Genomic DNA, 24,206 nt, shown 5'->3' on the forward strand with positions numbered 1-24,206 from the left:
GGTGACAGCAAGGTATGGGGGGCGTGAGCCCCCTTAAGCAGGGATGGATTCCACCTTACCGCTGCTTTGTGGTTTTCTCATCACCTGGTTAATGACGTCGGGCATCGTCCGATAGTCTTAGACTGCCCGGGCACGGATTAATGAATACCCTGCGTATATCTCATTCGCCTCGAACTGCTGAAACCCTGACTGTTCCAGCATCTCTTTTAACTCTGAGGCTCTGAACTGCTTGCCTTTAGTGACGTACAGCATGTTAACAGAGAACAATCCCGCGACCAGTGGGCCGGCCTGGTTTTCGTCGATCAGCATTTCATAGAGCATGATTTCCCCGCCAGGAGGCAGAACCCGATGGGCACAGTTCAGTAGAAAGCGGCGTTGTTCTGCGTCCCAGTCGTGAAATATGTTTGCGGCGAAGATGGTATTGTAATCGTTGGGCCATGGTTGATTAAACATATCCAGGGGCAGGGTATCAACGCGTTGCTCCTGGCCGGCCGCCTGAATATTGTTTCTGGCTATATCGCAGACCGGTTGTAAATCCGCAATGGTGAATCGTGCCTGCGGATTATGCTGCGCCAGGGCAATGGAATAACAGCCCGATCCCCCACCGATATCCAGCATCCGACAGCCTTCAGGCAGCCTGAGTTTGCGAGCCAGGCCATAAGCCGGTGCCATAGAGAGGCTTTGCATGGCCGAGGTGATTTCCCTCGCGCGCTGAGGCGTCAGGCTAAAGTTTTCCCATCCTCCGGTGAGTGGCGCGCCGTCATCCAGCGTGGCTGGCTTATGCTGACGCAGCGTCTTCATCAGGCTATCGTGACAGGGGCGAACCTCCTGAAACAGGCGCAACATGTCGCCCCAGTAAAATGGGCTCTCTCGCCGCAGATAGTGATAACTGATATCCGTAAGCCTGAAGCGACCTTCTTCGTCTACAGAGAGTAGCTCCAGTCCCCCTAATACGCTGGTTAACGCTTCCACCGCCTCTGTACTGAGCTGGAGCCGTTCCGATAGCGCCTGCACAGAGAGCGGCTCACGGTCAAGAAGCTCGATAAGGCCCAGTTCAAGAGAAGCGGTGAGTACCGGGGGGATAAAGTTTGACAGCCAGAGCTGGCGAATAAAATTATCGGTTTGCTGAGGAAGAGCAGGTATTGCCATAGTGAGTGACCTCGCTACAACGTGATAACGGGTGACTTTCCATGAGAGTGTTGGAGCGCAGATGACTGGCCCCGGGCGCCACATACGCGCGGGATGGCGGTTTCCTCTGTGGCAACTGACTAGTATATACAATCCAGTGCCTGGCGGAGGACGCTTTACCGGGCAAGCATTCGTCGTGAAGTTCGTGTACCATACGCCCCCACACCGGCAGGTGCGTAGTGATGGACTAAAATCTGATGACGCAGCATGCCAAAAGTTACTTAGATAATAGTGGGTTGGCCGTTACGCTGCCCCCTGTTTTTACTGGTAGTAAGACGCCTGTGAAGGCGACACCCGAGGAGCTCTATGAGCGACAATAGCGAAAAGTTACAGAAGGTGCTGGCGCGAGCCGGCCATGGTTCGCGCCGTGAAATCGAAGGTATGATCTCTGCCGGTCGCGTTAGCGTGGACGGTAAGGTTGCCACTCTGGGGGATCGCGTTGAGCTGACGCCCGGTCTGCGTATCCGCATCGATGGTCATCTAATTTCCCTGAACGCCAGCACCGGGCAGATCTGCCGGGTGCTGGCCTACTATAAGCCGGAAGGGGAGCTGTGCACCCGTAGCGATCCCCAGGGGCGCCCCACGGTATTTGACCGACTGCCGAAGCTGCGCGGCGCGCGCTGGATAGCGGTAGGACGTCTGGACGTGAATACCTGCGGTCTGCTGCTGTTCACCACTGATGGAGAGCTGGCGAACCGCCTGATGCACCCGAGCCGGGAAGTGGAGCGTGAATATGCCGTGCGCGTTTTCGGTGAAGTGGACGAGGCTAAGCTACGCTCCCTGACCCGCGGCGTGCAGCTGGAAGATGGCCCGGCTGCCTTTAAAACCCTGCGTTACAGCGGTGGCGAAGGGATCAACCAGTGGTTTAACGTCACTCTGACCGAAGGGCGCAACCGCGAAGTGCGTCGCCTGTGGGAAGCGGTAGGCGTTCAGGTCAGCCGCCTTATCCGTGTACGCTATGGCGATATTTCTCTGCCCAAAGGGCTGCCACGCGGTGGCTGGACCGAACTGGATCTGGATAAGACCAACTATCTGCGTGCGCTGGTTGAGCTGGCGCCGGAAACGGCGACCAAAGTCGCGGTGGAGAAGGACAGACGGCGGATGAAGGCCAACCAGATCCGCCGCGCCGTGAAGCGTCACAGCAAAGTGAACACTGGCCAGCGCCGGGGCGGCGCGCGCTAATGTGCCAACCGGCTCCCTCTCCCCTCGGGGAGAGGGCTGGGGTGAGGGGGAAGGCATAGAGGCTCCGGGCCCACACTCTTAATACCTTAGTAATCAATCCCCAACTGGGCTTTAATACCGGCGTCGAAGGCGTGCTTCACCGGGCGTATTTCGCTAACGGTTTCCGCCAGATCGAGCAGGGTGCGATGACAGCCGCGACCGGTAACAATCACGCTCTGATGCGCTGGGCGGGCCTGGAGCGCTTCCAGCACGCCGTCAAGCGCCAGATAATCGTAAGAGATCATATAGGTCAGCTCATCCAGTATCACCAGATCGAGCTCTGGATCGGCCAGCATCCGTTGGGCGTGTTGCCAAACAGCAAGACAGGCGGCGGTGTCGCTGGCGCGGTTCTGGGTCTCCCAGGTAAAACCGGTAGCCATTACCTGAAATTCCACCCCGTGCGGCTCCAGCAGATTGCGTTCTCCGTTGGGCCACTCCCCCTTGATGAACTGAATTACGCCCACCCGTTTGCCGTGGCCGACGGCCCGGCTCGCCGTACCGAAAGCCGCGGTGGTTTTTCCTTTGCCGTTGCCGGTAAAGATCATCAGGATACCGCGTTCCTGCCGGGCCGCGGCGATCCGGGCGTCCACTTTCTCTTTCAGCCGCTGCTGGCGTTCGCGGTGGCGTTGGTCGTTCATTCGGCAATCCCCGGTTTGCGTTTGGGCTGCGCGTCGAAGCTCATGCCGGTCTTGCGTCGGCTGTCTTCGCCCATCAGCCACAGATAGAGCGGCATCAGGTCGCGTGGCGTTTTCAGCTTATTGGGATCTTCCGTCGGAAAGGCGCTGGCGCGCATTTTGGTGCGGGTGCCCCCGGGATTAATGCAGTTAACCCGCAGATTGTGGTGGCGATACTCTTCGGCCAGAACCTGCATCATGCCTTCGGTGGCGAATTTGGAAACCGCGTAGGCGCCCCAGCCGCTACGCCCCTGACGCCCGACGCTGGAGCTAGTGAACACAAGCGAACCGGCTTTCGATTTCAGCAGCAGAGGCAGCAGGGCCTGGGTCAGATAGAAGGTGACGTTGACGTTAATCTGCATCACCCGCTCCCAGACCGTGGGGTTTTGTTCGGTCATCGGCACGATATCGCCCAGGATGCCGGCGTTATGCAGCACGCCGTCCAGACGCGGCACCAGACCTGCCAGCCTGTGGCCGAACTGATAGCAGGTTTGCGCGTCGGCGCTGTCGTAGTCCAGTACAAACCACTGTGGCTGAGCCAGTCCGTGATTCTGAATCTCTCCGGCGACGTCGCGCAGTTTCTCTTCGTTACGGCCTACCAGCAGTACGGTGGCGCCATAGCGGGCATAGGTTAATGCGGCTTCGCGGCCGATGCCGTCACTGGCGCCGGTCACCAGGATTATCCGATTTTGCAGCAGGTCGGTGGTGGGTTGATAGTGCATCATAACTGACTCCTAAGCCGTAGGTGAGCGGCCTGAGGCCTGAGCTCGCAGGATTCTGATACCTGGCTTTATGCCCGATCCCGCCCGGTATTTCAATCGGATGGCTGTACGGCGTGGCGTCTATTAACATTTTGCAAATATTTCATCAGGGAGAAACCTCTGCAAAGGAAGAGGGACGATCCGGGAAGTTCAGGTTACAATGTCGGCAGCGTATCTATCAGGAAAGAAAAGGCGGAACTGTGGATCTGATCGTCAATTATGGATTGTTTTTAGCCCGTGTGGTGACGGTGGTGGTGGCGATTGCCATCGTCATTATGCTGGCGGCGAATGCCGCGCGCCATAAAAAGCAGCAGCGCGGCGAACTGCGCGTAACCCGGCTGAATGAGCAGTATCAGGAGATGCAGACCTCTCTTGGCGAGGCGCTGCTGGATGAACCGGCCCGCAAAGTGTGGCTCAAGGAGCAGAAGCGTCAGCGCAAACAGGAGGCTAAAGCCGCCAAAGCGCGCGCTAAACAGGGGCTGACGGACGCTTCATCCCGTAAGCCGGTACTGTGGGTGCTGGACTTTAAAGGCAGTATGGACGCTCATGAGGTGACTTCGCTGCGCGAAGAGATTAGCGCGGTGCTGGCGACCCATAAGTCCGGGGACGAAGTGCTACTGCGTCTGGAAAGCCCCGGAGGCGTGGTGCATGGCTATGGGCTGGCGGCTTCTCAGCTCCAGCGCCTGCGTGACCATCAGATACCGCTGACGGTGACGGTTGATAAAGTGGCCGCCAGTGGCGGCTATATGATGGCCTGCGTGGCCGACCGGATCGTCAGCGCGCCGTTTGCGATTATCGGCTCTATTGGCGTGGTGGCGCAGCTGCCTAACTTTCACCGCCTGCTGCAGCGCAACAATATTGATGTGGAGCTGCATACCGCCGGGCAATATAAACGAACTTTAACGCTATTTGGCGAGAACACTCAGGAAGGGCGGGATAAATTTCGCGAAGATCTGAACGAAACGCACCAGCTGTTTAAATCTTTCGTGCACAGTATGCGCCCGCAACTGGATGTGGAAGCGGTGGCCACGGGCGAACACTGGTACGGTACCCAGGCGCAGGAGAAAGGGCTGGTGGACGAGATAGGCACCAGCGACGACTGGCTGCTGGCGCGGCTTGAGCGATTCGATGCGGTCAATGTTCACTATGTACAGCGTAAAAAACTGGTGGATCGCTTTACCCGCAGCGCGGCGGAAAGCGCGGATCGCCTGCTGCTGCGCTGGTGGCAGCGAGGCGAGCGCCCGTTACCCTAAGCAAAAAGGCCGCTTGTGCGGCCTTTCTTATGGCGGTCAGTCGGCGAGGTGATATTTTTCCGACAGAACGTGGGCCAGGTGTTTAAACATATTAAACACCGCCGTGCTCTTCGCCGTAGGCAATCCCTGCTCATCCAGAAAATATTCGCCGCGAAAAACCAACACGCCGTTTTTCTCGACCACGTCGGTTGCGATCATCCCCTGGATAAAATCCTCATGCTCGCGCATGATCTTATTAGCTTCTTCAAGCAGTGTTTCCCGGGTTGCGGGTTGGGTCTGACGTTGCATCACTTTCTCCTTACAAACCGTGCGTAGTTTACGCCGGGCGTGGCGTTCGGGCAAATTGTGTGGCCGCTTACGTATTGAACTGTAAAGTTTCGCTGGCTGGCGGGATTCACTATTGCATGCTAATAAAGTTGCGTATCAAATTTTATCAGGTACAGTGTGACGCTTTCGCAGAACTGGCAACAGAATTGCTTGACATTCAGCCGAATATCCCGTCGCGCTGCATCAAAATTGCACGATAGTGCCTGTTTTATCTCCGTTTCGACGCCGGTAGAGCAGGGTTGATATCCATTTGCGCTACCGCCATATAGAGGTTTGTCGCCAGTGGACGGTGAATCAACCGACACGTTCTCTGAATAATCAGCTGGAAGAATCAGATTAGGTAAAGGTGAATATGGGTAAAGCTCTCGTCATCGTTGAGTCCCCGGCAAAAGCCAAAACGATCAACAAGTATCTCGGCAGTGACTATGTGGTGAAATCCAGCGTAGGGCACATCCGCGATTTGCCGACCAGCGGTTCAACTCAAAAAAAGAGCGCCGACTCTGCCTCCACCAAAACGGCCAGGAAAGGCAAAAAGGATGAGCGTGGCGCTCTGGTTAACCGTATGGGCATCGACCCCTGGCACAACTGGGCGGCGCATTATGAAGTGCTGCCGGGCAAAGAGAAGGTGGTGTCCGAACTGAAAGCGCTGGCCGAGAAAGCCGACCACATCTATCTCGCAACCGACCTTGACCGCGAAGGGGAAGCTATTGCCTGGCATCTGCGGGAAGTGATCGGCGGCGACGATAAGCGCTACAGCCGGGTGGTATTTAACGAAATCACCAAAAATGCGATTCGTCAGGCGTTTGAACAGCCGGGCGGACTGAATCTCGATCGGGTTAACGCCCAGCAGGCGCGGCGCTTTATGGATCGCGTGGTGGGCTACATGGTTTCGCCGCTGCTGTGGAAGAAGATAGCCCGCGGTCTTTCCGCCGGACGCGTACAGTCCGTGGCGGTACGTCTGGTGGTGGAGCGCGAGCGCGAAATCAAGGCGTTCGTACCGGAAGAGTACTGGGAGGTGGATGCTAACCTGACCACGCCAGGCGGTGAAAACCTGCCGGTTGAGGTGACGCATCAGAACGATAAACCTTTCCGCCCGGTAACCCGCGAGCAGACCATGGCTGCGGTGGCTCTGCTTGAAAAAGCGCGCTACAGCGTGCTGGAACGGGAAGATAAGCCGACCAGCAGCAAGCCAGGCGCTCCTTATATCACTTCCACGCTGCAGCAGGCGGCCAGCACTCGCCTGGGCTTCGGCGTGAAAAAGACCATGATGCTGGCTCAGCGGCTGTACGAAGCCGGACATATCACCTATATGCGTACCGACTCCACTAACCTGAGTCAGGACGCGTTGAATATGGCGCGCGGCTACATTGACAGTAACTTTGGCAAAGCCTATCTGCCTGCGTCGCCGAACCAGTACGCCAGCAAGGACAACTCGCAGGAGGCTCACGAGGCTATCCGACCCTCCGACGTTAATGTGGTGGCGGAATCCCTGAAGGATATGGAATCTGACGCCCAGCGGCTGTATCAGCTGATCTGGCGTCAGTTTGTCGCCTGTCAGATGACGCCGGCGAAGTATGACTCCACCACGCTGACCGTAGGGGCAGGTGACTTCCGTTTGCGGGCTCGTGGGCGAATTCTGCGTTTCGACGGCTGGACCCGGGTAATGCCGGCGCTGCGCAAGGGCGATGAAGATCGCACGCTGCCGGCGGTCGAAAAAGGCGATACTCTGTCGCTGGTGGAACTGATTCCGGCGCAGCACTTTACCAAGCCGCCTGCACGCTTTAGCGAGGCTTCGCTGGTCAAGGAGCTGGAAAAACGCGGCATCGGCCGTCCGTCTACCTATGCGTCGATCATCTCCACGATTCAGGATCGCGGCTATGTGCGGGTGGAAAACCGCCGTTTCTATGCGGAAAAAATGGGCGAAATAGTCACCGACCGGCTGGAAGATAACTTCCGCGATCTGATGAATTACGACTTTACCGCTCAGATGGAAAGCCGACTCGATGAAGTGGCTAACCATCAGCAGGAGTGGCGCAAGGTGCTGGATAACTTTTTCGACAACTTCAGCGCCCAGCTGGAGACGGCCGAAAAGGATCCGCAAGAAGGCGGTATGCGCCCGAATCAGATGGTTCTGACCAGCATCGAATGCCCGACCTGCAGCCGCCCGATGGGGATACGCACCGCCAGCACCGGGGTATTCCTGGGCTGTTCCGGCTACGCGCTGCCGCCGAAAGAGCGCTGCAAAACCACCATTAACCTGGTGCCGGAAAACGAAGTGCTTAACGTGCTGGAAGGCGACGACGCCGAAACCAACGCGCTGCGCGCCAAACGTCGCTGCCCGAAGTGCGGCACCGCGATGGACAGCTATCTTATCGATCCCAAACGCAAGCTGCACGTCTGCGGTAATAACCCGGCCTGCGACGGTTACGAGATAGAAGAGGGCGAGTTCCGCATTAAGGGCTATGACGGCCCGGTGGTGGAGTGCGAGAAGTGTGGTTCTGAAATGCACCTGAAGATGGGGCGTTTTGGTAAATACATGGCCTGCACCAACGATGAGTGTAAGAACACCCGTAAGATTCTTCGTAACGGTGAAGTGGCGCCGCCGAAGGAAGATCCGGTACCGCTGCCGGAACTGCCGTGCGAGAAGTCGGACGCTTATTTTGTACTGCGCGACGGTGCGGCGGGCATTTTCCTTGCGGCCAATACTTTCCCAAAATCCCGGGAAACACGGGCGCCGCTGGTGGAAGAGCTGTACCGCTTCCGCGATCGCCTGCCGGAGAAGCTGCGCTATCTGGCCGACGCGCCGCAGCAGGATCCGGACGGTAATCAGACGGTGGTGCGCTTTAGTCGCAAAACCAAACAGCAATATGTATCGTCCGAAAAAGAAGGTAAAGCGACCGGCTGGTCCGCCTTTTTCATCGATGGCAAGTGGGTGGAAGGTAAGAAAAAATAGTCTTCGCGCACGATGAACAGCCAGGGCCGGAATTTCCGGCCCTTTTTTATCCCCTGGTTATAACCTGATTATTATCTTTTCTTTTGGTCTATACAAATCAGCTATAAGTGATATAGTTGTTAAGACCACGCCCCCTTATATTCAAATCGCCTTAAGCGTGGTGTGCTTAATCCCGGACTGACAGCCATGAAACTACAACAGCTTCGTTATATCGTTGAGGTGGTAAACCATAACCTTAACGTCTCTTCTACTGCTGAAGGACTCTATACCTCCCAGCCTGGCATCAGCAAGCAGGTGCGCATGCTGGAAGATGAGCTGGGCATTCAGATTTTTGCCCGTAGCGGTAAACACCTGACCCAGGTGACCCCGGCCGGCGAAGAGATTATCCGTATCGCTCGCGAAGTGCTGTCCAAAGTGGATGCCATTAAGTCGGTGGCCGGTGAACATACCTGGCCAGATAAGGGCTCTCTGTATGTGGCGACCACCCACACTCAGGCTCGCTATGCGTTGCCGGGGGTGATTAAGGGCTTTATTGAACGTTATCCGCGGGTATCGCTGCATATGCATCAGGGCTCGCCGACCCAGATTGCCGAGGCGGTCTCCAAAGGCAATGCCGACTTCGCCATTGCCACTGAAGCGCTGCATCTGTATGACGACCTGGTGATGCTGCCTTGTTATCACTGGAATCGCTGCGTCGTGGTAACGCCCGATCACCCGCTGGCTTCCAAAGAGCATCTTAGTATTGAGGAGCTGGCCCAGTATCCACTGGTGACCTATACCTTCGGCTTTACCGGCCGTTCTGAGCTGGATACCGCGTTTAATCATGCCGGACTGACGCCGCGCATCGTCTTTACGGCTACCGATGCCGATGTCATTAAGACCTATGTCCGGCTGGGGCTGGGGGTAGGGGTGATTGCCAGTATGGCGGTGGATCCGGTATCCGATCCCGATCTGGTGAGAATCGATGCCCACGATATATTCAGTCACAGCACCACCAAGATCGGTTTCCGGCGCAGCACCTTTCTGCGAAGCTATATGTATGATTTTATTCAGCGTTTTGCGCCGCACTTAACCCGCGATGTGGTGGATGCCGCGGTGGCGCTGCGCTCTAATGATGATATTGAAGCGATGTTCCGCGATATTAAGCTGCCATCGAAATAATCGTAGCGGCGGCCTCTGTGAAAGGGGCCGCTGGACTGCGGAGAAAGATAATAGTAATCCCTCTCATCGTGACCCTCATTTCTAATAGCGCCGCCTTTTTGTAACCTTCTGCATTATCACTTATTACATAACGGCAACAACCGTAGTTAATAAGTGGCTTTCCGGCAAACACTGACTTCCAATAATTTATTTCAGGTCAAAAGATTTAATTTTTGCCGCGAAAATATACGTAAAGTCGCTGGCTTTTAAGCTAGAGTTTCTTTAGGATTAATCCCAATGGCGATTAGTCCTGCCAATTGTCAGGTAGCATTATGATAAGTGATGTCGATTGTAAGAGGTCTGCAATGTCATCTCCGGACGACGAGCTACAACGGGATTCCGAGCTAAAGCGCAAAGCCTGGCTTGCGGTATTCCTTGTGTCGGCGCTGTTCTGGGGAGGTCTCCTTCTTTTGGTCTGGAAATTCTGGGGCTGATTATGACAATTCAGACACCGACTTTGCCCGTATCCCGGGTATGTCAGAAAAATGACGAACATAAAATCGAGCGTAGTTCGGGGATTAAACTTCCCGCCAGCTGGAAGTTAACCAAACGGCAACAAGCTTTTATTGATTTGTTTGCTGAAGAAGATCACAAAAAACAATAATACTTAACAATTAATACCGGTTAGTAAAACCGGAACGGTGAGTTCTTTGCTATTAATAGTAATAACGAGCCACCATTTGAATGAAAAATAACCGCAGCAGCCGGGGGTTGATAAAATCATCAACCTGAATCCATTAATAAAATTAATCGTTACTTTTATTATGAATAGACATTGCGTCAAATACTGGTCATGGCTGAGCGCCTTTAGCCTGTCAATGGCGTTCTGGGCTCAGCTGGTCTGGGTTATTACCCGCTAATTCATTACGCCCGCGTTATGCGGGCGTTTTGCTACGAGTATCCTTGTCGTTCCTCTTTTTCCGGCAATAAAAATACCCGCCAATTATTTGTGGTATTGCACCGTTAACTATCCCGTCATTAAAAGCCACTATTGCTTATTAGCGAGTTGTCGCTTGCCTCCGTTGCGCAGTAGCTCTTCTCCGAGCTGGATTTAGCATTTTGGGTTGTTATCAAAACGTTACATTATGTTTGTGTTATCTTTAATACAAACCCGGACGTCTGTCCGGGGTATCACGATTCCCCGATCTAAGGAGGAGCTATGTCGTCGACACTACGGGAAGCCAGTAAGGACAGCCTGCAGGTACTGGACAAAACTTATTACTATTACAGTTTGCCGCAGGCTGCCGCCAGACTGGGGGATATCCACCGTTTGCCCAAGTCACTGAAAGTGTTGCTGGAAAACTTGTTACGCTGGCAGGACGGAGACTCGGTAACCGAGCAGGACATTCACGGGCTGGTCGACTGGCTTAAACAGGCTCATGCCGACCGGGAGATTGCCTGGCGGCCTGCGCGGGTGCTGATGCAGGATTTTACCGGCGTGCCGGCAGTGGTGGATCTTGCTGCCATGCGTGAAGCGGTTAAGCGCCTGGGGGGCGATGCGGCAAAGGTTAACCCGCTATCGCCGGTGGATCTGGTCATTGACCACTCGGTTACCGTCGATCGTTTCGGTAACGAGCAGGCCTTTGAAGAAAACGTCAAACTGGAGATGGAGCGTAACCACGAGCGCTACGTCTTTTTGCGCTGGGGACAGCAGGCATTTAACCGCTTCCGCGTTGTGCCGCCTGGTACCGGTATCTGTCATCAGGTCAATCTGGAATATCTGGGAAAAACCGTCTGGAGCGAAGAGCAGCAGGGGGAGTGGATTGCCTATCCCGATAGTCTGGTCGGCACCGACTCCCATACCACTATGATTAACGGCCTGGGCGTGCTGGGCTGGGGCGTAGGCGGTATCGAAGCGGAAGCAGCCATGCTGGGACAGCCGGTATCGATGCTGATTCCGGACGTCGTGGGCTTTAAACTTACCGGTAAGTTGCGCGAAGGTATAACCGCTACCGACCTGGTGCTTACCGTAACCCAGATGCTGCGCAAGCACGGCGTTGTGGGTAAATTTGTTGAATTCTACGGCGATGGCCTGGATTCGCTGCCACTGGCCGATCGCGCCACCATCGCTAACATGTCGCCGGAATACGGTGCGACCTGCGGCTTTTTCCCGGTGGATGATGTTACGCTCGACTATCTGCGTCTGAGTGGCCGAAGCGAGGAGCAGGTGGCGCTGGTCGAGGCCTATTCGAAGGCGCAGGGGCTGTGGCGCAGTCCCGGCGACGAGCCGGTATTCACCAGTACCCTGGCGCTGGATATGGGCGATGTCGAGGCCAGCCTGGCCGGGCCGAAGCGCCCGCAGGATAGGGTAGCGCTCGGCGATGTACCCGCCGCCTTTACCGCCAGCACCGAACTGGAATTGAATAAGCCGCGAAAAGCGCACGACCCGGTGCCTTATACCATGGACGGGCAAGCGTATCAGTTGCCGGAAGGCGCGGTGGTGATCGCGGCTATTACCTCCTGCACCAATACCTCGAACCCCAGCGTACTGATGGCCGCCGGCCTGCTGGCAAAGAATGCGGTGGAGCGCGGACTCATGCGTCAGCCATGGGTTAAGGCCTCGCTGGCTCCGGGTTCTAAAGTGGTTTCTGACTATCTGGCAAAAGCCGGGCTGACCCCTTATCTGGACGAGCTTGGCTTTAATCTGGTGGGCTATGGCTGCACCACCTGCATCGGCAACTCCGGGCCGCTGCCGGAACCCATCGAGCAGGCGATTCGCGACGGCGATTTGACGGTAGGGGCAGTGCTTTCCGGCAATCGCAACTTCGAAGGCCGTATCCATCCGCTGGTGAAAACCAACTGGCTGGCTTCTCCGCCGCTGGTGGTGGCCTATGCGCTGGCCGGTAATATGAATATCAATCTGACCCGCGATCCGCTGGGTCAGGATCAACGCGGTAATCCGGTGTATCTGAAGGATATCTGGCCCTCGACCGAAGAGATTGCCCAGGCGGTGGTTCAGGTTTCTACCGAAATGTTCAGCAAGGAGTATGCTGAAGTCTTCGAAGGAACGCCGGAATGGCAAGCCATCACTGTGGAAAACGCCGATACCTATGGCTGGCAGCCGGACTCCACCTATATCCGCCTGACGCCGTTCTTCGAGCAGATGGGGGCCGAACCCGAGCCGGTTGACGATATTCACGGCGCACGCCTGCTGGTGATGCTGGGCGACTCGGTCACTACCGACCATATCTCTCCGGCGGGGAGCATCAAGCTGGACAGTCCGGCCGGGCGCTACCTGCAGGAGCATGGCGTGGATCGTCTGGACTTTAACTCTTACGGCTCGCGCCGTGGCAACCATGAGGTGATGATGCGCGGCACCTTTGCCAATATCCGCATCCGCAATGAAATGGTGCCTGGGGTGGAAGGGGGAATGACCCGTCTGCTGCCGGGGAATGAGGTGGTCTCTATCTACGATGCCGCCATGCATTATCAGCAGCAGGGCGCTCCGCTGGCGGTGGTGGCGGGTAAGGAGTACGGCTCCGGCTCCAGCCGCGACTGGGCGGCAAAAGGCCCGCGCTTGCTGGGCGTAAGAGTGGTGATAGCCGAAAGCTTCGAGCGTATTCATCGCTCCAACCTGATTGGTATGGGGATTCTGCCGCTGGAGTTTCCGCAGGGGGTGACTCGTAAAACCCTGAAGCTGACGGGGGAAGAGACTCTGGATATTCGCGGCCTGAATGCGCTGAAACCTGGGGCGAGCGTGCCCGTGACCATTACCTTCCCGGACGATCGCCAGGAAGTCGTGGATTGCCGCTGCCGCATCGATACCGCCACCGAGCTGACCTACTACCAGAACGATGGCATTCTGCACTATGTGATTCGTAATATGCTGAAGTAAGGCGTATGGCGAAAAAAGCGGGCCGCGCATTGCGCGGCCCGTTGCGTACTATGGCGCTAACAATTACTCGGAAAGCAGATGACCCATTCGGGCGGCTTTGGTATCCAGATAGCGTTCGTTTTTCGGGTTTCGACCGACAATCAACGGCACCCGCTCGACGATGTTTATCCCCGATTCGGTCAGGATCTCGACCTTACGCGGATTGTTGGTCAGCAGACGCACGGCATCCACCCCCAGCAGCTTGAACATATCGGCGCACAGGGTGAAGTCACGCTCATCGGCAGCAAAACCTAACTGATGGTTGGCTTCCACGGTGTCGTATCCCTGATCCTGTAGAGCATAGGCGCGTATTTTGTTAAGTAGTCCGATGTTACGGCCTTCCTGGCGGTGATAGAGCAGAATACCGCGCCCTTCTTCAGCGATGTGGCTCAGGGCTGCTTCCAGCTGGAAACCACAATCACAGCGCAGACTGAACAGAGCATCACCCGTCAGACACTCCGAATGGACGCGCGCCAGAACCGGCGCGTTATCGCTGATATCCCCGAACACCAGGGCGACATGATCCTGTCCGGTTGCCAGTTCTTCAAATCCCACCATCAGGAAATCGCCCCAGGGGGTTGGCAGTTTGGCTTCTGCCACTCGTTTAAGCTGCATGTGATTCTCCAGATACGCATTCAGGGCCTGCAATGCCCCGCCAGTTGACTGGCTGTATGCAATTATTATCGGCTATTTTGCCACATCACGGGCACAATCGCCTCCCTGACGATAACAACGCTCATTCTCACCCGAAGCGGGGCGGGCGTTTTTTCCTTCGGTGCACTTTTCGGTTATCCTTGAAACACGCGGCTAACAAGGAGAAGCGATGCTGTCGATAGCAAAACGAACAGCCACCGGCGCGCTAATATTGTTGGCGATGCCTGATACGGTGTCACTAAGTGGCTGGCGATGGCATCCCGGCGAAAGCGCGCCGTGGCTGAGAGTGATGTATTGGGTCACCGAAACGGTAACTCAACCCTGGGGGATGATAACCCACCTGGTTCTGTGTCTCTGGTTTCTCTGGTGTCTGCGTTTTCGCCTTAAAGCGGCGCTGGTGCTGTTTTTGATCCTGGGGGCGGCGATTCTTGGCGGGCAGGGCGCAAAGTCGTGGATTAAGGAGCAGGTTCAGGAGCCGCGGCCTTATGTGGTATGGCTGGAAGAGTCCCATGGCATTCAGGCGCAGCAGTTCTATGATTTAAATCGCAAGCAACGCGCGCAACAGGTGGAAATCCTGCTTGAACAGCATCACGAACTGCCGGAATGGCTGCGCGGCCACTGGCAGAAAGAGACCGGCTTCGCGTTTCCTTCCGGGCATACCATGTTCGCTGCAAGCTGGGCGCTGCTGGCCGTGGGGCTGTTGTGGCCGCGCAGGCGGGTGATTAGCGTCGCGGTGCTTATGGTCTGGGCCGTAGGCGTTATGGGCAGCAGGCTGCTACTGGGAATGCACTGGCCGCGGGATTTGATAGCCTCCACCGCTATTGCCTGGCTGCTGGTGACCGTGGCGTGCTGGCTGACCCGACGATTCTGTGGATCGTTGACGCCGGCCCGGGAAGAGAGCCCGACCGGAGAATCTGACTGAAAGTGTTGTAAAAAGGTGCTTTTGCCTCCATATATCATTAACAGGCCTGCGCTTTATGATTCCCCGTCAGAGAGGGAAATGGTAATTTATGGGTCTGGACGCAGGGTTTCGGTCAGGCTTTATCCGATGACAACCACATACGGGAAGTAATGTGAAATATTTACTGATTTTCTTACTGGTACTGGCAATTTTCATTATTTCAGTGACGCTGGGCGCGCAAAACAATCAGGTTGTTCACTTTAACTACCTGCTGGCCCAGGGGGACTACCGCATCTCGACGCTGCTGGCAACGCTGTTCGGTGCAGGCTTTATCATCGGCTGGCTTATCTGCGGGCTGTTCTGGCTACGTTTACGCCTGTCGCTGGTGCGCGCCGACCGTAAAGTGAAGCGCCTGGAGCAGAAACTGAGCGATGGCGCCATGCCTGAGTCCGCCGCCAGTGCCGCCATGCCAGCCGTGAAGGAATAATTTTCGATGCTGGAGCTGCTGTTTCTTCTGCTGCCCGTCGCTGCGGCCTATGGCTGGTATATGGGGCGCAGGAGTGCGCACAACGACAAGCAGCAGGAAGCCAATCGCCTGTCACGCGAATATGTGGCCGGGGTTAACTTTTTACTGTCGAATCAGCAGGACAAAGCGGTTGATCTGTTCCTGGACATGCTTAAAGAGGACAGCGGCACCGTAGAGGCTCACCTGACGCTGGGCAACCTGTTTCGCTCGCGCGGTGAAGTCGATCGCGCTATCCGTATCCATCAGGCCCTGATGGAGAGCGCTTCCCTCGACTACGATCAGCGTCTGCTTGCGGTACAGCAACTGGGGCGCGATTACATGGCTGCCGGGATGTATGATCGGGCCGAAGATATGTTTACCCAACTGGTGGATGAGACTGATTTCAGGGTCAGCGCGTTGCAGCAACTGCTCCAGATTTATCAGGCCACCAGTGACTGGCAGAAGGCTATCGACACCGCTGAGCGCCTGGTGAAACTGGGTTACGACAAGCAGAAGGTGGAAATTGCCCACTTCTACTGTGAGCAGGCGTTACAGCTCATGGGCAACGACGATCTCGATCGTGCTATGGTGCTGCTGAAGAAAGGCGCCGCCGCAGATCGCGACAGCGCGCGCGTTTCGATAATGATGGGACGTTTGCTGATGGAAAAGGGGGATTATGCCCGGGCGGCAGAGCATCTGGAAAGAGTTATCGATCAGGATAAAGATTTAGTGAGCGAAACGCTGGAGATGCTCCAGACCTGCTATCAGCATCTGGAAAAACCAACAGCCTGGGAAGCCTTCCTGCGCCGCTGCGTGGACGAAAATACCGGCGCTGCGGCAGAACTGATGCTGGCTGGCATTATTGAGCAGCGTGAGGGGCGTGAAGCGGCTCAGGTGTACATTACACAGCAACTTCAGCAGCATCCCACGACCCGGGTATTCCACCGCCTGATGGACTATCATTTGGGCGATGCTGAAGAGGGGCGTGCGAAAGAGAGCCTGATGGCGCTACGCGATATGGTGGGCGAACAGCTGCGTACCAAACCTCGCTACAGCTGCCGTAAGTGCGGTTTTACCGCTTTTACCATGTACTGGCACTGTCCTTCCTGCCGCGCCTGGTCAACGGTAAAACCGATTCGTGGCCTTGACGGTCAGTAATTTTTAAAAAAAGCCATTTTAGTTACAACATACTAATAGAGATAATATATCGCGAGCACAAACCAACGAGCCCCTCCTGTACCTCGTCGGCTAACCAGCGTTGCGGCTGTTCTTTTGACGGAGGGGCGGGTAGAATGCCTGGCGTTTAACACCATTGCGCCGCGGGTGCCCTACAGAGAAGGAACAGCCATGAAGCCTGCCGAAACCATCACAGATTCTCCCATTGTTGTTGCCCTGGACTACGATAATCGCGACAGCGCGCTGGCGTTCGTTGACCGTATCGATCCGCGCGATTGCCGCCTTAAAGTAGGCAAAGAGATGTTTACGCTGTTTGGCCCTCAACTGGTTCGCGATCTGCAGCAGCGCGGTTTTGATGTTTTCCTCGATCTAAAATTCCACGATATTCCTAATACCACTGCGCGGGCGGTAGCGGCGGCGGCAGAGCTGGGGGTGTGGATGGTGAATGTGCATGCCAGCGGCGGCGCGCGGATGATGGCTGCGGCCCGGGAAGCGCTGGAGCCTTTTGGTAAAGAAGCTCCAGTGCTGATCGCGGTAACGGTACTGACCAGTATGGAAGCCTGCGATCTGGCAGATATTGGCATTAGTCTTCCACCGGCCGATCATGCCGAGCGTCTGGCGCGTCTGACTCGCGACTGTGGGCTGGATGGAGTGGTGTGTTCGGCTCAGGAAGCGGTACGTTTTAAGTCAGCGCTGGGCGCCGATTTTAAGCTGGTGACGCCAGGCATTCGCCCTGCAGGAAGTGCGGCTGGCGATCAACGCCGTATTATGACGCCCATAGAAGCACAGCAGGCGGGTGTAGACTATATGGTTATCGGTCGTCCAATTACCCAGTCGGCGGAACCGGCGGCTACGCTGCAGGCCATTCTCCAGTCGCTGAAGGAGGCATAATGAACGACAGCAACAGTCGCCTGGTCTGGTCTTCCGAAACCGGGCGCATCAAAGAACCTAAACCGGTTGTCGAACGCTCGAAAGGCGACGGCATTGTGCGTATTCAGCGTCAGACCAGTGGCCGCAAAGGGAAGGGGGTCTGCCTTATTACCGGCGTGGATGGCGATGATGCCGAACTGGCGCGACTGGCTGCGGAGCTTAAGAAGAAGTGCGGCTGCGGCGGCTCGGTGAAAGAGGGCGTTATTGAAATCCAGGGCGATAAGCGCGAGTTGATCAAGATGCTGCTGGAAGCCAGAGGCATGAAAGTAAAGCTGGCGGGCGGCTGAAAAGCAGCGGGCCGTGGTCTCAAACCACGGCCCGCAATTAAAATTTGTCGTCAGGCCCGTTCGCAACGTTGTTGTCGTACATTAAAGCGCTGAACGCCTTTGGTGGTCTCAGAAGGTTAGTCGACCTGATGACCGATGATACCACCTACTGCTGCGCCGCCCAGGGTGCCCAGGGTGCTGCCGTCTGTCAGAATTGAACCACCAATTGCGCCGGCGCCTGCGCCGATAGCGGTGTTACGATCGCGTTTCGACCAGTGGCCACAGGCACTCAGAGACATTGCCAGAGTAACGGCCAGAACTGCTGCAGCGATTTTTTTGTTATTTAACGACATAATGCTTTCTCCTGAATTAATATTCACGGGAAAAATGCCTCCTTTCCAGTATAGGAGATATTCTCCGTACTGAAGGCAAACCGTGAAACCACGTTGCGATACGTGATGAAAATCACCGGGGTGATTATCACTCCCTGTTATACCGCTGAGTTCTATTTTAAATGCAACTGAACATGAAAACAGGTAAAAAATCTTAATTCATCGTGTTACACAATACGATCGCAAACTTTGCTTAATTTTTCCTGTCTGATGGCTGGTTTATCCCGTTTCGTTGCGATAGTCGATCAGATCGACCCTGAGTCCGCGGGCTTCCAGGTGTTGCCGCGCGTCGGCACTAAGTGCGCTGTCGGTAATGACCCGGTTGAATTTTTCCTGCGCCCCCAGCGACCAGGGCCAGGTGATGCCAAACTTGGAACTGTCGCTCAGTACGATGGTTTCACTCTCTTTGTCCAGCACTGCGCTGACCAGGTCACTACGCAGCATATCTTTGCCGGTAAAGCCGGTATCCGGCTGCCAGCCGTCAATGCCGATAAAGGCTTTGGTAAAGTTGATTTGGCGAATAAAGGCGCGGGCCAGTGGGCCGACCATGGTCTCGCTTTTCTTCTGATAGCTGCCGCCCACCAGAATGACTTCACAGGCGCTTTCGCGCAGTAGCCAGGCGATATGACTGCTGGCGGTAATCAATGTCAGATGGCGGTTATGGCCCAGCGCGCGGGCCAGCAACGCGTTGCTGCTGCCGTTCTCAATAAAGATGGTTTCGCCGTCTTCCACCAGCGACGCGGCATACTCGGCCAGACGCTGCTTCAGCGGAAAGTTATTCATCATGCGGGTTTCCACGTCGTCGCTTTCCAGTGGGATGGCATAGCCGTGAGCGCGACGCAGATAGTTCTGTTTTTCCAGCAGGTTCAGATCCTGACGAATAGTCACTTCCGAAACGCCGGTGATTCTGGACAAATCCGACACATTCATTCGGCCGCGCTCAACGACCATCTGTAAAATTTGCTGTTGTCTGACGTTCATGCTTGTCCGTTAACAGAGGGAAGGTGAATAATTATGCTTATTTCCGCCATCATAACACGCTCGCCCAGGGGCCGGTATGGCGGAGGAAATCGGCGCCCGTAAAGAGCGCCAGCCAGGAGATTAAATTTCCCAGGGGGATTTTTGCGCTGGGCGCTCTTCTTCGCCGCTTTCGCGGGCTTTGGCCAGCAGCTCCTCTCTGAGGATTTCCAGATTGCGAATGGCGGAAACGGTATCCCCACCCACCAGAATATCCAGCACGGTATCGATGCGACGAGCGACGCTACGGGGATCGGATATTGACATCGGCTTCAGCTCCTTGTGGTGTCGATAACGCTATGATGCAGAAAAAGCTTAACGGGCGCCAGCAACCAACAGGAACATCTTATAGCTACAGGGTGTAAAAAGAGCAGGGCGCGGCGGGAATCTGCGCCCTGAGGTAGGTTAGCTCGCCGGGCGAGCGATAATGCTGCGGGTCTCCATACGCACTTCGGCGATGGTGACGTCAATGACGTCGGTAACCTTATAGACGGTTTCACCTTTAATCTGCACGGTGCCGTTTTCCTGGCTGCATACCAGCTCATCGCGCACTGAGTGCAGGAAAGGGGCCGGAATAAAGGCTACGGCACCATTGTCGACCAGACGCACGCGCATACCGCCGCGGCTGATATCGATAATTTCGGCGCTGAACCGGGTATCGGTTCCGGCTTTATCCTGCAGGAAGCGCGAATAGAGCCAGTCGCTTACGTCACGCTCTGCCATACGGCCAAGACGGCGACGCTCGCTCATCTGCACGGTTATCTCATCCTTAGGACGCTGTGCGCTTTCGCCTTTGATAATGGCTTTCAGCAGGCGATGGTTAATCATATCGCCGTACTTACGGATAGGTGACGTCCAGGTGGCGTATGCCTCAAGGCCCAGACCAAAGTGCGGGCCTGGCTCGGTGCTGATTTCGGCGAAGGACTGGTAGCGGCGAATGCGGCTGTCCAGGAAGCCTGTAGGCTGTGCGTCCAGCTCGCGACGCAGTTTACAGAAGCCTTCCAGCGTCTGAACCTCTTCTGCATCCACGTGCATACCGTGGCTTTTCAGCATAGTCGCCAGCTGTTCGGTATTGGCCGGATCGAAACCGGTATGAACGTTGTAGATGCCAAAGCCCAGACGATCGCGCAATACGGTGGCGGCGCATACGTTGGCGGCAATCATCGACTCTTCGACGATACGGTTAGCGATACGACGCGGCTCAACGACGATATCCAGCACATAGCCGTTTTCATCAAGAACGAAGCGATAATCCGGGCGATCTTTAAAGACCAATGCGTGATTGTGGCGCCATTCGCCGCGTAGCTGGCAGATGCGATGCAGCAGGGTGATCTGCTGTTTGATAGCTTCATCCTGAGGCTGCCAGTTGCCTTTCTGTTCCAGCCAGTCAGAAACTTCATCATAGACCAGTTTAGCGCGCGACCGAATGGTCGCAGCAAAGAAACGGATATCGCTGCCGATAGCGCCGTCATTACCGATGCTCATACGGCAGGCCAGTACCGGGCGCGTTTCATTGGGGCGCAGTGAGCAGAGATCGTCGGAAAGTTCACGCGGCAGCATCGGGATGTTAAAGCCCGGCAGGTAGTTGGTGAAGGCGCGTTCGAGCGCAATCTTATCCAGTCGGCTGTTGGGGGCGATCCAGGCGGTGGGATCGGCGATGGCGACGGTCAGGTGCAGGTTGCCCTGGTCATCCTGTTCGGCATAGAGCGCATCGTCCATATCTTCGGTGCTGGCGCTGTCGATAGTTACAAACGGCAGTTCGGTCAGATCTTCACGGATCAGCCCTTCGTCCAGCATCCCGGTGGCGATGCCGTCCGGCGCTTCTTTCTCAAGGTTATGGCGTGCCAGCGTGACCCACCAGGGGGCGTAGTGATCGTCACCCCAGGTGATGTAGCGGGTGAGTTCGGCATAGAAGCCGCGATCGCCTTTCAGAGGATGGCGGCGCATCTGTGCAACGGCCCAGTCGCCCTCTTTAAATTCATGCTTCAGGCCACGTTCAGGGCGGCAGGGGATGGCATCCTTGAGCAGTGGATGATCGGGTACGATGGTGTAGCGGTCATCTTTCTTCTGAACCCGTCCTACAAAGCGCGTCAGGAAAGGCTCGATAAGCTCCTCCGGCTCGGCGCTTTCACGGCCTTTATCCTCATGGATCACCGCGGTGATCCGGTCGCCGTGCATCACTTTTTTCATCTGCGGCGGCGGGATAAAGTAGCTTTTATTGGCATCAACTTCGAGGAAGCCAAATCCTTTTTCCGTACCTTTTACCACGCCTTCAGCGCGTGGCGTCTGAGAATGAAGTTGCTGTTTAAGCTGCGCTAGCAGCGGGTTATCCTGAAACATATCTCTGAGTTTTCGTGGCCTAAAGAGCGGCTGACAGTTTTACGCGAATCCGCCTCGCGCAGCAAGCGCTGTTTCTGCTTATTCCCGCTCGCCCAGGCCAACCATCATCCGGTCGAACCAGCCGCACAGGGCGCAGCAGGTCAGGAGATGGTCGATATCGATATCTGAAATCCCCTGGGCACGCAGCGGTTGAATTGCGCTATGACCAAAGACCCCTGGTGCGCGAATCAATAATTGTAGCGCCTGAATGATAGCGCTTTCCCGTGGATGGCTATGCCCCCATGCCTGAAGGGCGCGTTCGCCGTTGCGCATCGCGTCCGGCAGCGCTTTATCCAGCGTCCAGTTTTGCGCTGCCGCGTTAAAGCAGATTGCGCTGCCGTTGATACGCGCGCTCAGCAGGGTACAGAGCAACGTCTCTGTCGTTCCAGCGTCGAAGTGGTGACTTAGCGTCAGCAGAGCTTCCAGCGAGTCGCGATCCCAGGCGAACAGCGGCGCCAGCGGACGCAGACGTAGCGGCAAGCGCTGCGTAGCCAGCGTTTCAGGAAACACGGCCGGCGCATTGCGACACAGTTCGCTGCGCCAGCCATGGCCGGTTTCAACGAAATGATCCGCTGCGGCGAGCTGTTGCATTTCAATTCCAGGCAGCCAGCGGGCATCGGTGCCTGCCAGCGCCTGGGCCGCCGCTACCGATCTGGCCTGGAAGCCGATAAAGCCGATAATCAGATGAAAATGGATAATATCAATATCGGAGAGTCCTACTTCGGCGAGCTGCTCACGGGAGCGGGGGCCGATGAGCGTCGGATGGCTCGCCAGCTGGCGGGCATACTGGGTTATCTGGGTCAGACGCTGGTTGCTTTCGCGCGAAGAGTCCGGCCCGGGCTGCGGGGCCAGCCGGGCCGCATAGTGATTACACAGCCGCTGCACGCCGTAAACCTGGGCCACCGTCAGCGCGGTACTGAGCCTGTCGTAACAACTGAGCGTATTCAGCCTGCTGGTTTCCAGGTTTTCTGGCAACAGCTGGCGGGCCAGCGCCCTGGCGGCGTTAAGCCACGGGGCTGACTGCGTGGTCACGCCAGGCTGATCGAGATAAAAGGGATCGGCCACGCCGGTGGCCTCGGGAACTAACGGCGAGATATCCGCCGGACAGAGACTGGACTGGGTTTCATGATACCAGTGGCTTTTGCCGGAAAAGCGGCGCTGTTCCATGAGCGTTCCTTGGATCTTAATGAAGTCATCCGGGGCCGGGAGCGAGCCGGATCGGGGTTCAGGGTTATCCTGACGTAAGCGAGAAGGGAAGTGAAAGAATGGGGGGTGATAATAAATATCAGAATGGCATATAGGTATTGACGTGCTTTGCGTTGATTCATACACCGTGATGTGCGCAATGTCTTTATCTGACATCTGAACCGGAATGGCGATACTCCCATCCCGGGGATGCAGGTATAAAAAAGGTTCATCGCGGATTGTCGTGAAGCTGAAGTTACCGGCGGCTGCCTTATCTTCCGGGTGAGTATGTCGCGCAGGAGGTTCCGTTCACCTGAAGGTGATTTCTCTTATGCTGGTTGCGCTATTTTTGCGACTATGCCGTGTTCTGGAAGAGTATGTCGCGCTGGCGAAGGTTCCGTTCACCTTAAGGTTACTTTTATATGTCGGTTGCGGAACCGGTGAACGGGCCAGGGGCTCAAATGCCGCCCCTGACAACCCGGCTTTCCGGCGTGAAAATCGCCCTTCGGGATTACTCGGCCCGTCCCTGGGCCTCGCCCCTCCTGGGTCAACGCCTGCGGCGTTGTTCAAAATGGCTCCCGGCAATTTTGTCCTGCGCTTTTCCCGGCAGCCGGACGGGTCGGGCGTGACGGCACCTCCGTGTGCCGCACACCCTCAGCCCGACGTACTGTCGGGCTGACCCTGGCGGTCGGAAATACTCCGGCGATTTTCAGGCCGGAGAATGTCATCGCCTTTAATCTTCTGCCCGGATTTATCAGTAAAGGTATTGCTGGTGTCATTTGAAAAAACAGACTGAAGCGATAAGGGGGTTATATCCCGGCTTAAAAAACGCCGAAGCGTTCACGACGGGTCAGGGGGGCCGACAAGGATGTCGGCCCAGGGCGTGGCCGGCAGGGAAGCCGGCTCACGCCCGTCCCGGTTAAACCCGTCGGGAATTAGCGTAGGGGCCCGCGTCAGCGGCGTTTTTTAGCGCCGGGGAGCCCGGGTCGCCAGGGAGGCGGCGACTGAGCCCCCCTGGCCCGTTCACCGGCGGTGGATTAACAGAGAAGCAGTGATGCAAAGTGAACGGAACATCCCACTACATCGTCATATTCTGCCGCTTCTGTTCTGAAACAGGGCGCCGGAGCCGCCTGTCACCCTCACCCCGGCCCTCTCCCGAAACGGGAGAGGGAGTTTCCCGGCAATGAACGGAACAGCCCGCCGCATCATCATATTCTGCCGGTTTTGTTCTGAAACAGGGCGCCGGAGCTGCCTGTCACCCGTATACCCTGAAGGGAGAGGGAGTTTCCCGGCAATGAACGGAACAGCCCGCCGCATCATCATATTCTGCCGGTTTTGTTCTGAAACAGG

Annotated in this window: 23 protein-coding genes; 13 read left to right on the forward strand and 10 right to left on the reverse strand. The window is 56.2% G+C overall.

Translation table 11 applies throughout. The annotated features are described in order from the left end of the window. Positions 1-117: 117 nt before the first annotated feature. Positions 118-1,149 carry a methyltransferase gene (locus V3W49_RS15945; protein ID WP_500146799.1) on the reverse strand — a complete coding sequence of 344 codons (1,032 nt, stop codon included), beginning with the start codon at positions 1,147-1,149 and terminating at the stop codon, positions 118-120. A 345-nt stretch (positions 1,150-1,494) separates the two neighbouring features. Between V3W49_RS15945 and rluB the strand changes: the two genes are divergently transcribed. Beyond that, the gene (rluB, locus tag V3W49_RS15950; protein WP_500146801.1) at positions 1,495-2,370 is read left to right on the forward strand and encodes a 23S rRNA pseudouridine(2605) synthase RluB; all 876 of its coding nucleotides are present in this window, start codon (positions 1,495-1,497) and stop codon (positions 2,368-2,370) included. Between the two features lie 86 nt (positions 2,371-2,456). Here rluB and cobO read toward each other — a convergent pair whose 3' ends face one another. Both cobO and V3W49_RS15960 read right to left on the reverse strand, forming a co-directional pair. Then, positions 2,457-3,047, reverse strand: coding sequence for a cob(I)yrinic acid a,c-diamide adenosyltransferase (gene cobO / locus V3W49_RS15955; RefSeq protein ID WP_500146802.1), 591 nt, complete (start codon positions 3,045-3,047; stop codon positions 2,457-2,459). Then, positions 3,044-3,805 (reverse strand): YciK family oxidoreductase, encoded by a 762-nt coding sequence (locus tag V3W49_RS15960; protein WP_500146827.1) that lies wholly within the window; start codon positions 3,803-3,805, stop codon positions 3,044-3,046. Before V3W49_RS15960 ends, cobO begins: the two co-directional genes overlap by 4 nt. 239 nt (positions 3,806-4,044) lie before the next feature. Here V3W49_RS15960 and sohB point away from each other — a divergent pair, with 239 nt between their 5' ends. After that, positions 4,045-5,097: a protease SohB gene (gene sohB, locus V3W49_RS15965; RefSeq protein WP_500146804.1), complete on the forward strand. Its 1,053-nt coding sequence runs from the start codon at positions 4,045-4,047 to the stop codon at positions 5,095-5,097. Positions 5,098-5,133: 36 nt separating this feature from the next. Here the strand turns inward: sohB and V3W49_RS15970 are convergent, their stop codons facing one another. After that, positions 5,134-5,385 (reverse strand): YciN family protein, encoded by a 252-nt coding sequence (locus V3W49_RS15970; protein WP_500146805.1) that lies wholly within the window; start codon positions 5,383-5,385, stop codon positions 5,134-5,136. Positions 5,386-5,776: 391 nt separating this feature from the next. Between V3W49_RS15970 and topA the strand changes: the two genes are divergently transcribed. From topA to acnA, 6 genes are all read left to right on the forward strand, one after another. Then, positions 5,777-8,377: a type I DNA topoisomerase gene (topA, locus tag V3W49_RS15975; RefSeq protein ID WP_500146806.1), complete on the forward strand. Its 2,601-nt coding sequence runs from the start codon at positions 5,777-5,779 to the stop codon at positions 8,375-8,377. A 186-nt stretch (positions 8,378-8,563) separates the two neighbouring features. Continuing rightward, positions 8,564-9,538 (forward strand): HTH-type transcriptional regulator CysB, encoded by a 975-nt coding sequence (gene cysB / locus V3W49_RS15980; RefSeq protein ID WP_500146807.1) that lies wholly within the window; start codon positions 8,564-8,566, stop codon positions 9,536-9,538. Positions 9,539-9,882: 344 nt separating this feature from the next. Then, positions 9,883-10,011, forward strand: a complete 129-nt coding sequence (locus V3W49_RS15985) for a YmiA family putative membrane protein (RefSeq protein WP_500146809.1) — start codon at positions 9,883-9,885, stop codon at positions 10,009-10,011. 2 nt (positions 10,012-10,013) lie between these two features. Further along, a complete protein-coding gene (locus V3W49_RS15990; protein ID WP_500146810.1) occupies positions 10,014-10,181 on the forward strand; it encodes a YciX family protein in 168 nt (55 codons plus the stop codon). Positions 10,182-10,341: 160 nt separating this feature from the next. Continuing rightward, positions 10,342-10,437 (forward strand): small membrane protein YmiC, encoded by a 96-nt coding sequence (gene ymiC, locus V3W49_RS15995; protein ID WP_277752980.1) that lies wholly within the window; start codon positions 10,342-10,344, stop codon positions 10,435-10,437. 299 nt (positions 10,438-10,736) lie between these two features. Beyond that, on the forward strand, positions 10,737-13,412 hold the full coding sequence (gene acnA / locus V3W49_RS16000; protein WP_500146811.1) for an aconitate hydratase AcnA: 2,676 nt from the start codon (positions 10,737-10,739) through the stop codon (positions 13,410-13,412). A 63-nt stretch (positions 13,413-13,475) separates the two neighbouring features. Here the strand turns inward: acnA and ribA are convergent, their stop codons facing one another. Beyond that, positions 13,476-14,066, reverse strand: coding sequence for a GTP cyclohydrolase II (ribA, locus tag V3W49_RS16005; protein ID WP_154776266.1), 591 nt, complete (start codon positions 14,064-14,066; stop codon positions 13,476-13,478). A gap of 208 nt (positions 14,067-14,274) precedes the next feature. Between ribA and pgpB the strand changes: the two genes are divergently transcribed. The 5 genes from pgpB (at position 14,275) to yciH (ending at position 17,904) form a co-directional block, all read left to right on the forward strand. Then, positions 14,275-15,027: a phosphatidylglycerophosphatase B gene (gene pgpB, locus V3W49_RS16010; RefSeq protein WP_500146813.1), complete on the forward strand. Its 753-nt coding sequence runs from the start codon at positions 14,275-14,277 to the stop codon at positions 15,025-15,027. Between the two features lie 151 nt (positions 15,028-15,178). Beyond that, on the forward strand, positions 15,179-15,493 hold the full coding sequence (locus tag V3W49_RS16015; protein ID WP_500146814.1) for a LapA family protein: 315 nt from the start codon (positions 15,179-15,181) through the stop codon (positions 15,491-15,493). 6 nt (positions 15,494-15,499) lie between these two features. Beyond that, the gene (gene lapB / locus V3W49_RS16020) at positions 15,500-16,669 is read left to right on the forward strand and encodes a lipopolysaccharide assembly protein LapB (RefSeq protein WP_500146815.1); all 1,170 of its coding nucleotides are present in this window, start codon (positions 15,500-15,502) and stop codon (positions 16,667-16,669) included. 189 nt (positions 16,670-16,858) lie between these two features. After that, entirely contained in the window at positions 16,859-17,578 is a 720-nt protein-coding gene (gene pyrF / locus V3W49_RS16025; protein WP_500146816.1) for an orotidine-5'-phosphate decarboxylase, read from the forward strand. Continuing rightward, complete coding sequence (gene yciH / locus V3W49_RS16030; protein ID WP_500146817.1) at positions 17,578-17,904, forward strand: stress response translation initiation inhibitor YciH; 327 nt, start codon at positions 17,578-17,580, stop codon at positions 17,902-17,904. Before pyrF ends, yciH begins: the two co-directional genes overlap by 1 nt. A gap of 116 nt (positions 17,905-18,020) precedes the next feature. Here the strand turns inward: yciH and osmB are convergent, their stop codons facing one another. The 5 genes from osmB to V3W49_RS16055 all read right to left on the reverse strand — a co-directional run bounded on the left by osmB (position 18,021) and on the right by V3W49_RS16055 (position 22,838). Beyond that, on the reverse strand, positions 18,021-18,236 hold the full coding sequence (gene osmB, locus V3W49_RS16035) for an osmotically-inducible lipoprotein OsmB (protein WP_154776270.1): 216 nt from the start codon (positions 18,234-18,236) through the stop codon (positions 18,021-18,023). Positions 18,237-18,494: 258 nt separating this feature from the next. Then, positions 18,495-19,256 (reverse strand): DNA-binding transcriptional regulator YciT, encoded by a 762-nt coding sequence (gene yciT / locus V3W49_RS16040; protein ID WP_500146819.1) that lies wholly within the window; start codon positions 19,254-19,256, stop codon positions 18,495-18,497. 120 nt (positions 19,257-19,376) lie between these two features. Further along, positions 19,377-19,559 (reverse strand): protein YciZ/DeoL, encoded by a 183-nt coding sequence (gene yciZ / locus V3W49_RS16045; protein WP_500146820.1) that lies wholly within the window; start codon positions 19,557-19,559, stop codon positions 19,377-19,379. Between the two features lie 138 nt (positions 19,560-19,697). After that, positions 19,698-21,632 (reverse strand): exoribonuclease II, encoded by a 1,935-nt coding sequence (locus V3W49_RS16050; RefSeq protein WP_500146821.1) that lies wholly within the window; start codon positions 21,630-21,632, stop codon positions 19,698-19,700. 78 nt (positions 21,633-21,710) lie between these two features. Continuing rightward, positions 21,711-22,838, reverse strand: coding sequence for a CMD domain-containing protein (locus V3W49_RS16055; protein WP_500146823.1), 1,128 nt, complete (start codon positions 22,836-22,838; stop codon positions 21,711-21,713). Positions 22,839-24,206 lie beyond the last annotated feature (1,368 nt).

It is taken from the genome of Rosenbergiella sp. YN46, from assembly GCF_036620675.1.
Lineage (GTDB): Bacteria > Pseudomonadota > Gammaproteobacteria > Enterobacterales > Enterobacteriaceae > Jejubacter.

What these genes read in the sequence shown, in the direction of transcription:
- V3W49_RS15945 (WP_500146799.1), bottom strand. Translation starts at nt 1,149, where the DNA reads ATGGCAATACCTGCTCTTCCTCAGCAAACCGATAATTTTATTCGCCAG.
- rluB (WP_500146801.1), top strand. Translation starts at nt 1,495, where the DNA reads ATGAGCGACAATAGCGAAAAGTTACAGAAGGTGCTGGCGCGAGCCGGC.
- cobO (WP_500146802.1), bottom strand. Translation starts at nt 3,047, where the DNA reads ATGAACGACCAACGCCACCGCGAACGCCAGCAGCGGCTGAAAGAGAAA.
- V3W49_RS15960 (WP_500146827.1), bottom strand. Translation starts at nt 3,805, where the DNA reads ATGCACTATCAACCCACCACCGACCTGCTGCAAAATCGGATAATCCTG.
- V3W49_RS15970 (WP_500146805.1), bottom strand. Translation starts at nt 5,385, where the DNA reads ATGCAACGTCAGACCCAACCCGCAACCCGGGAAACACTGCTTGAAGAA.
- topA (WP_500146806.1), top strand. Translation starts at nt 5,777, where the DNA reads ATGGGTAAAGCTCTCGTCATCGTTGAGTCCCCGGCAAAAGCCAAAACG.
- cysB (WP_500146807.1), top strand. Translation starts at nt 8,564, where the DNA reads ATGAAACTACAACAGCTTCGTTATATCGTTGAGGTGGTAAACCATAAC.
- V3W49_RS15985 (WP_500146809.1), top strand. Translation starts at nt 9,883, where the DNA reads ATGTCATCTCCGGACGACGAGCTACAACGGGATTCCGAGCTAAAGCGC.
- V3W49_RS15990 (WP_500146810.1), top strand. Translation starts at nt 10,014, where the DNA reads ATGACAATTCAGACACCGACTTTGCCCGTATCCCGGGTATGTCAGAAA.
- ymiC (WP_277752980.1), top strand. Translation starts at nt 10,342, where the DNA reads ATGAATAGACATTGCGTCAAATACTGGTCATGGCTGAGCGCCTTTAGC.
- acnA (WP_500146811.1), top strand. Translation starts at nt 10,737, where the DNA reads ATGTCGTCGACACTACGGGAAGCCAGTAAGGACAGCCTGCAGGTACTG.
- ribA (WP_154776266.1), bottom strand. Translation starts at nt 14,066, where the DNA reads ATGCAGCTTAAACGAGTGGCAGAAGCCAAACTGCCAACCCCCTGGGGC.
- pgpB (WP_500146813.1), top strand. Translation starts at nt 14,275, where the DNA reads ATGCTGTCGATAGCAAAACGAACAGCCACCGGCGCGCTAATATTGTTG.
- lapB (WP_500146815.1), top strand. Translation starts at nt 15,500, where the DNA reads ATGCTGGAGCTGCTGTTTCTTCTGCTGCCCGTCGCTGCGGCCTATGGC.
- pyrF (WP_500146816.1), top strand. Translation starts at nt 16,859, where the DNA reads ATGAAGCCTGCCGAAACCATCACAGATTCTCCCATTGTTGTTGCCCTG.
- yciH (WP_500146817.1), top strand. Translation starts at nt 17,578, where the DNA reads ATGAACGACAGCAACAGTCGCCTGGTCTGGTCTTCCGAAACCGGGCGC.
- osmB (WP_154776270.1), bottom strand. Translation starts at nt 18,236, where the DNA reads ATGTCGTTAAATAACAAAAAAATCGCTGCAGCAGTTCTGGCCGTTACT.
- yciT (WP_500146819.1), bottom strand. Translation starts at nt 19,256, where the DNA reads ATGAACGTCAGACAACAGCAAATTTTACAGATGGTCGTTGAGCGCGGC.
- yciZ (WP_500146820.1), bottom strand. Translation starts at nt 19,559, where the DNA reads ATGTCAATATCCGATCCCCGTAGCGTCGCTCGTCGCATCGATACCGTG.
- V3W49_RS16050 (WP_500146821.1), bottom strand. Translation starts at nt 21,632, where the DNA reads ATGTTTCAGGATAACCCGCTGCTAGCGCAGCTTAAACAGCAACTTCAT.
- V3W49_RS16055 (WP_500146823.1), bottom strand. Translation starts at nt 22,838, where the DNA reads ATGGAACAGCGCCGCTTTTCCGGCAAAAGCCACTGGTATCATGAAACC.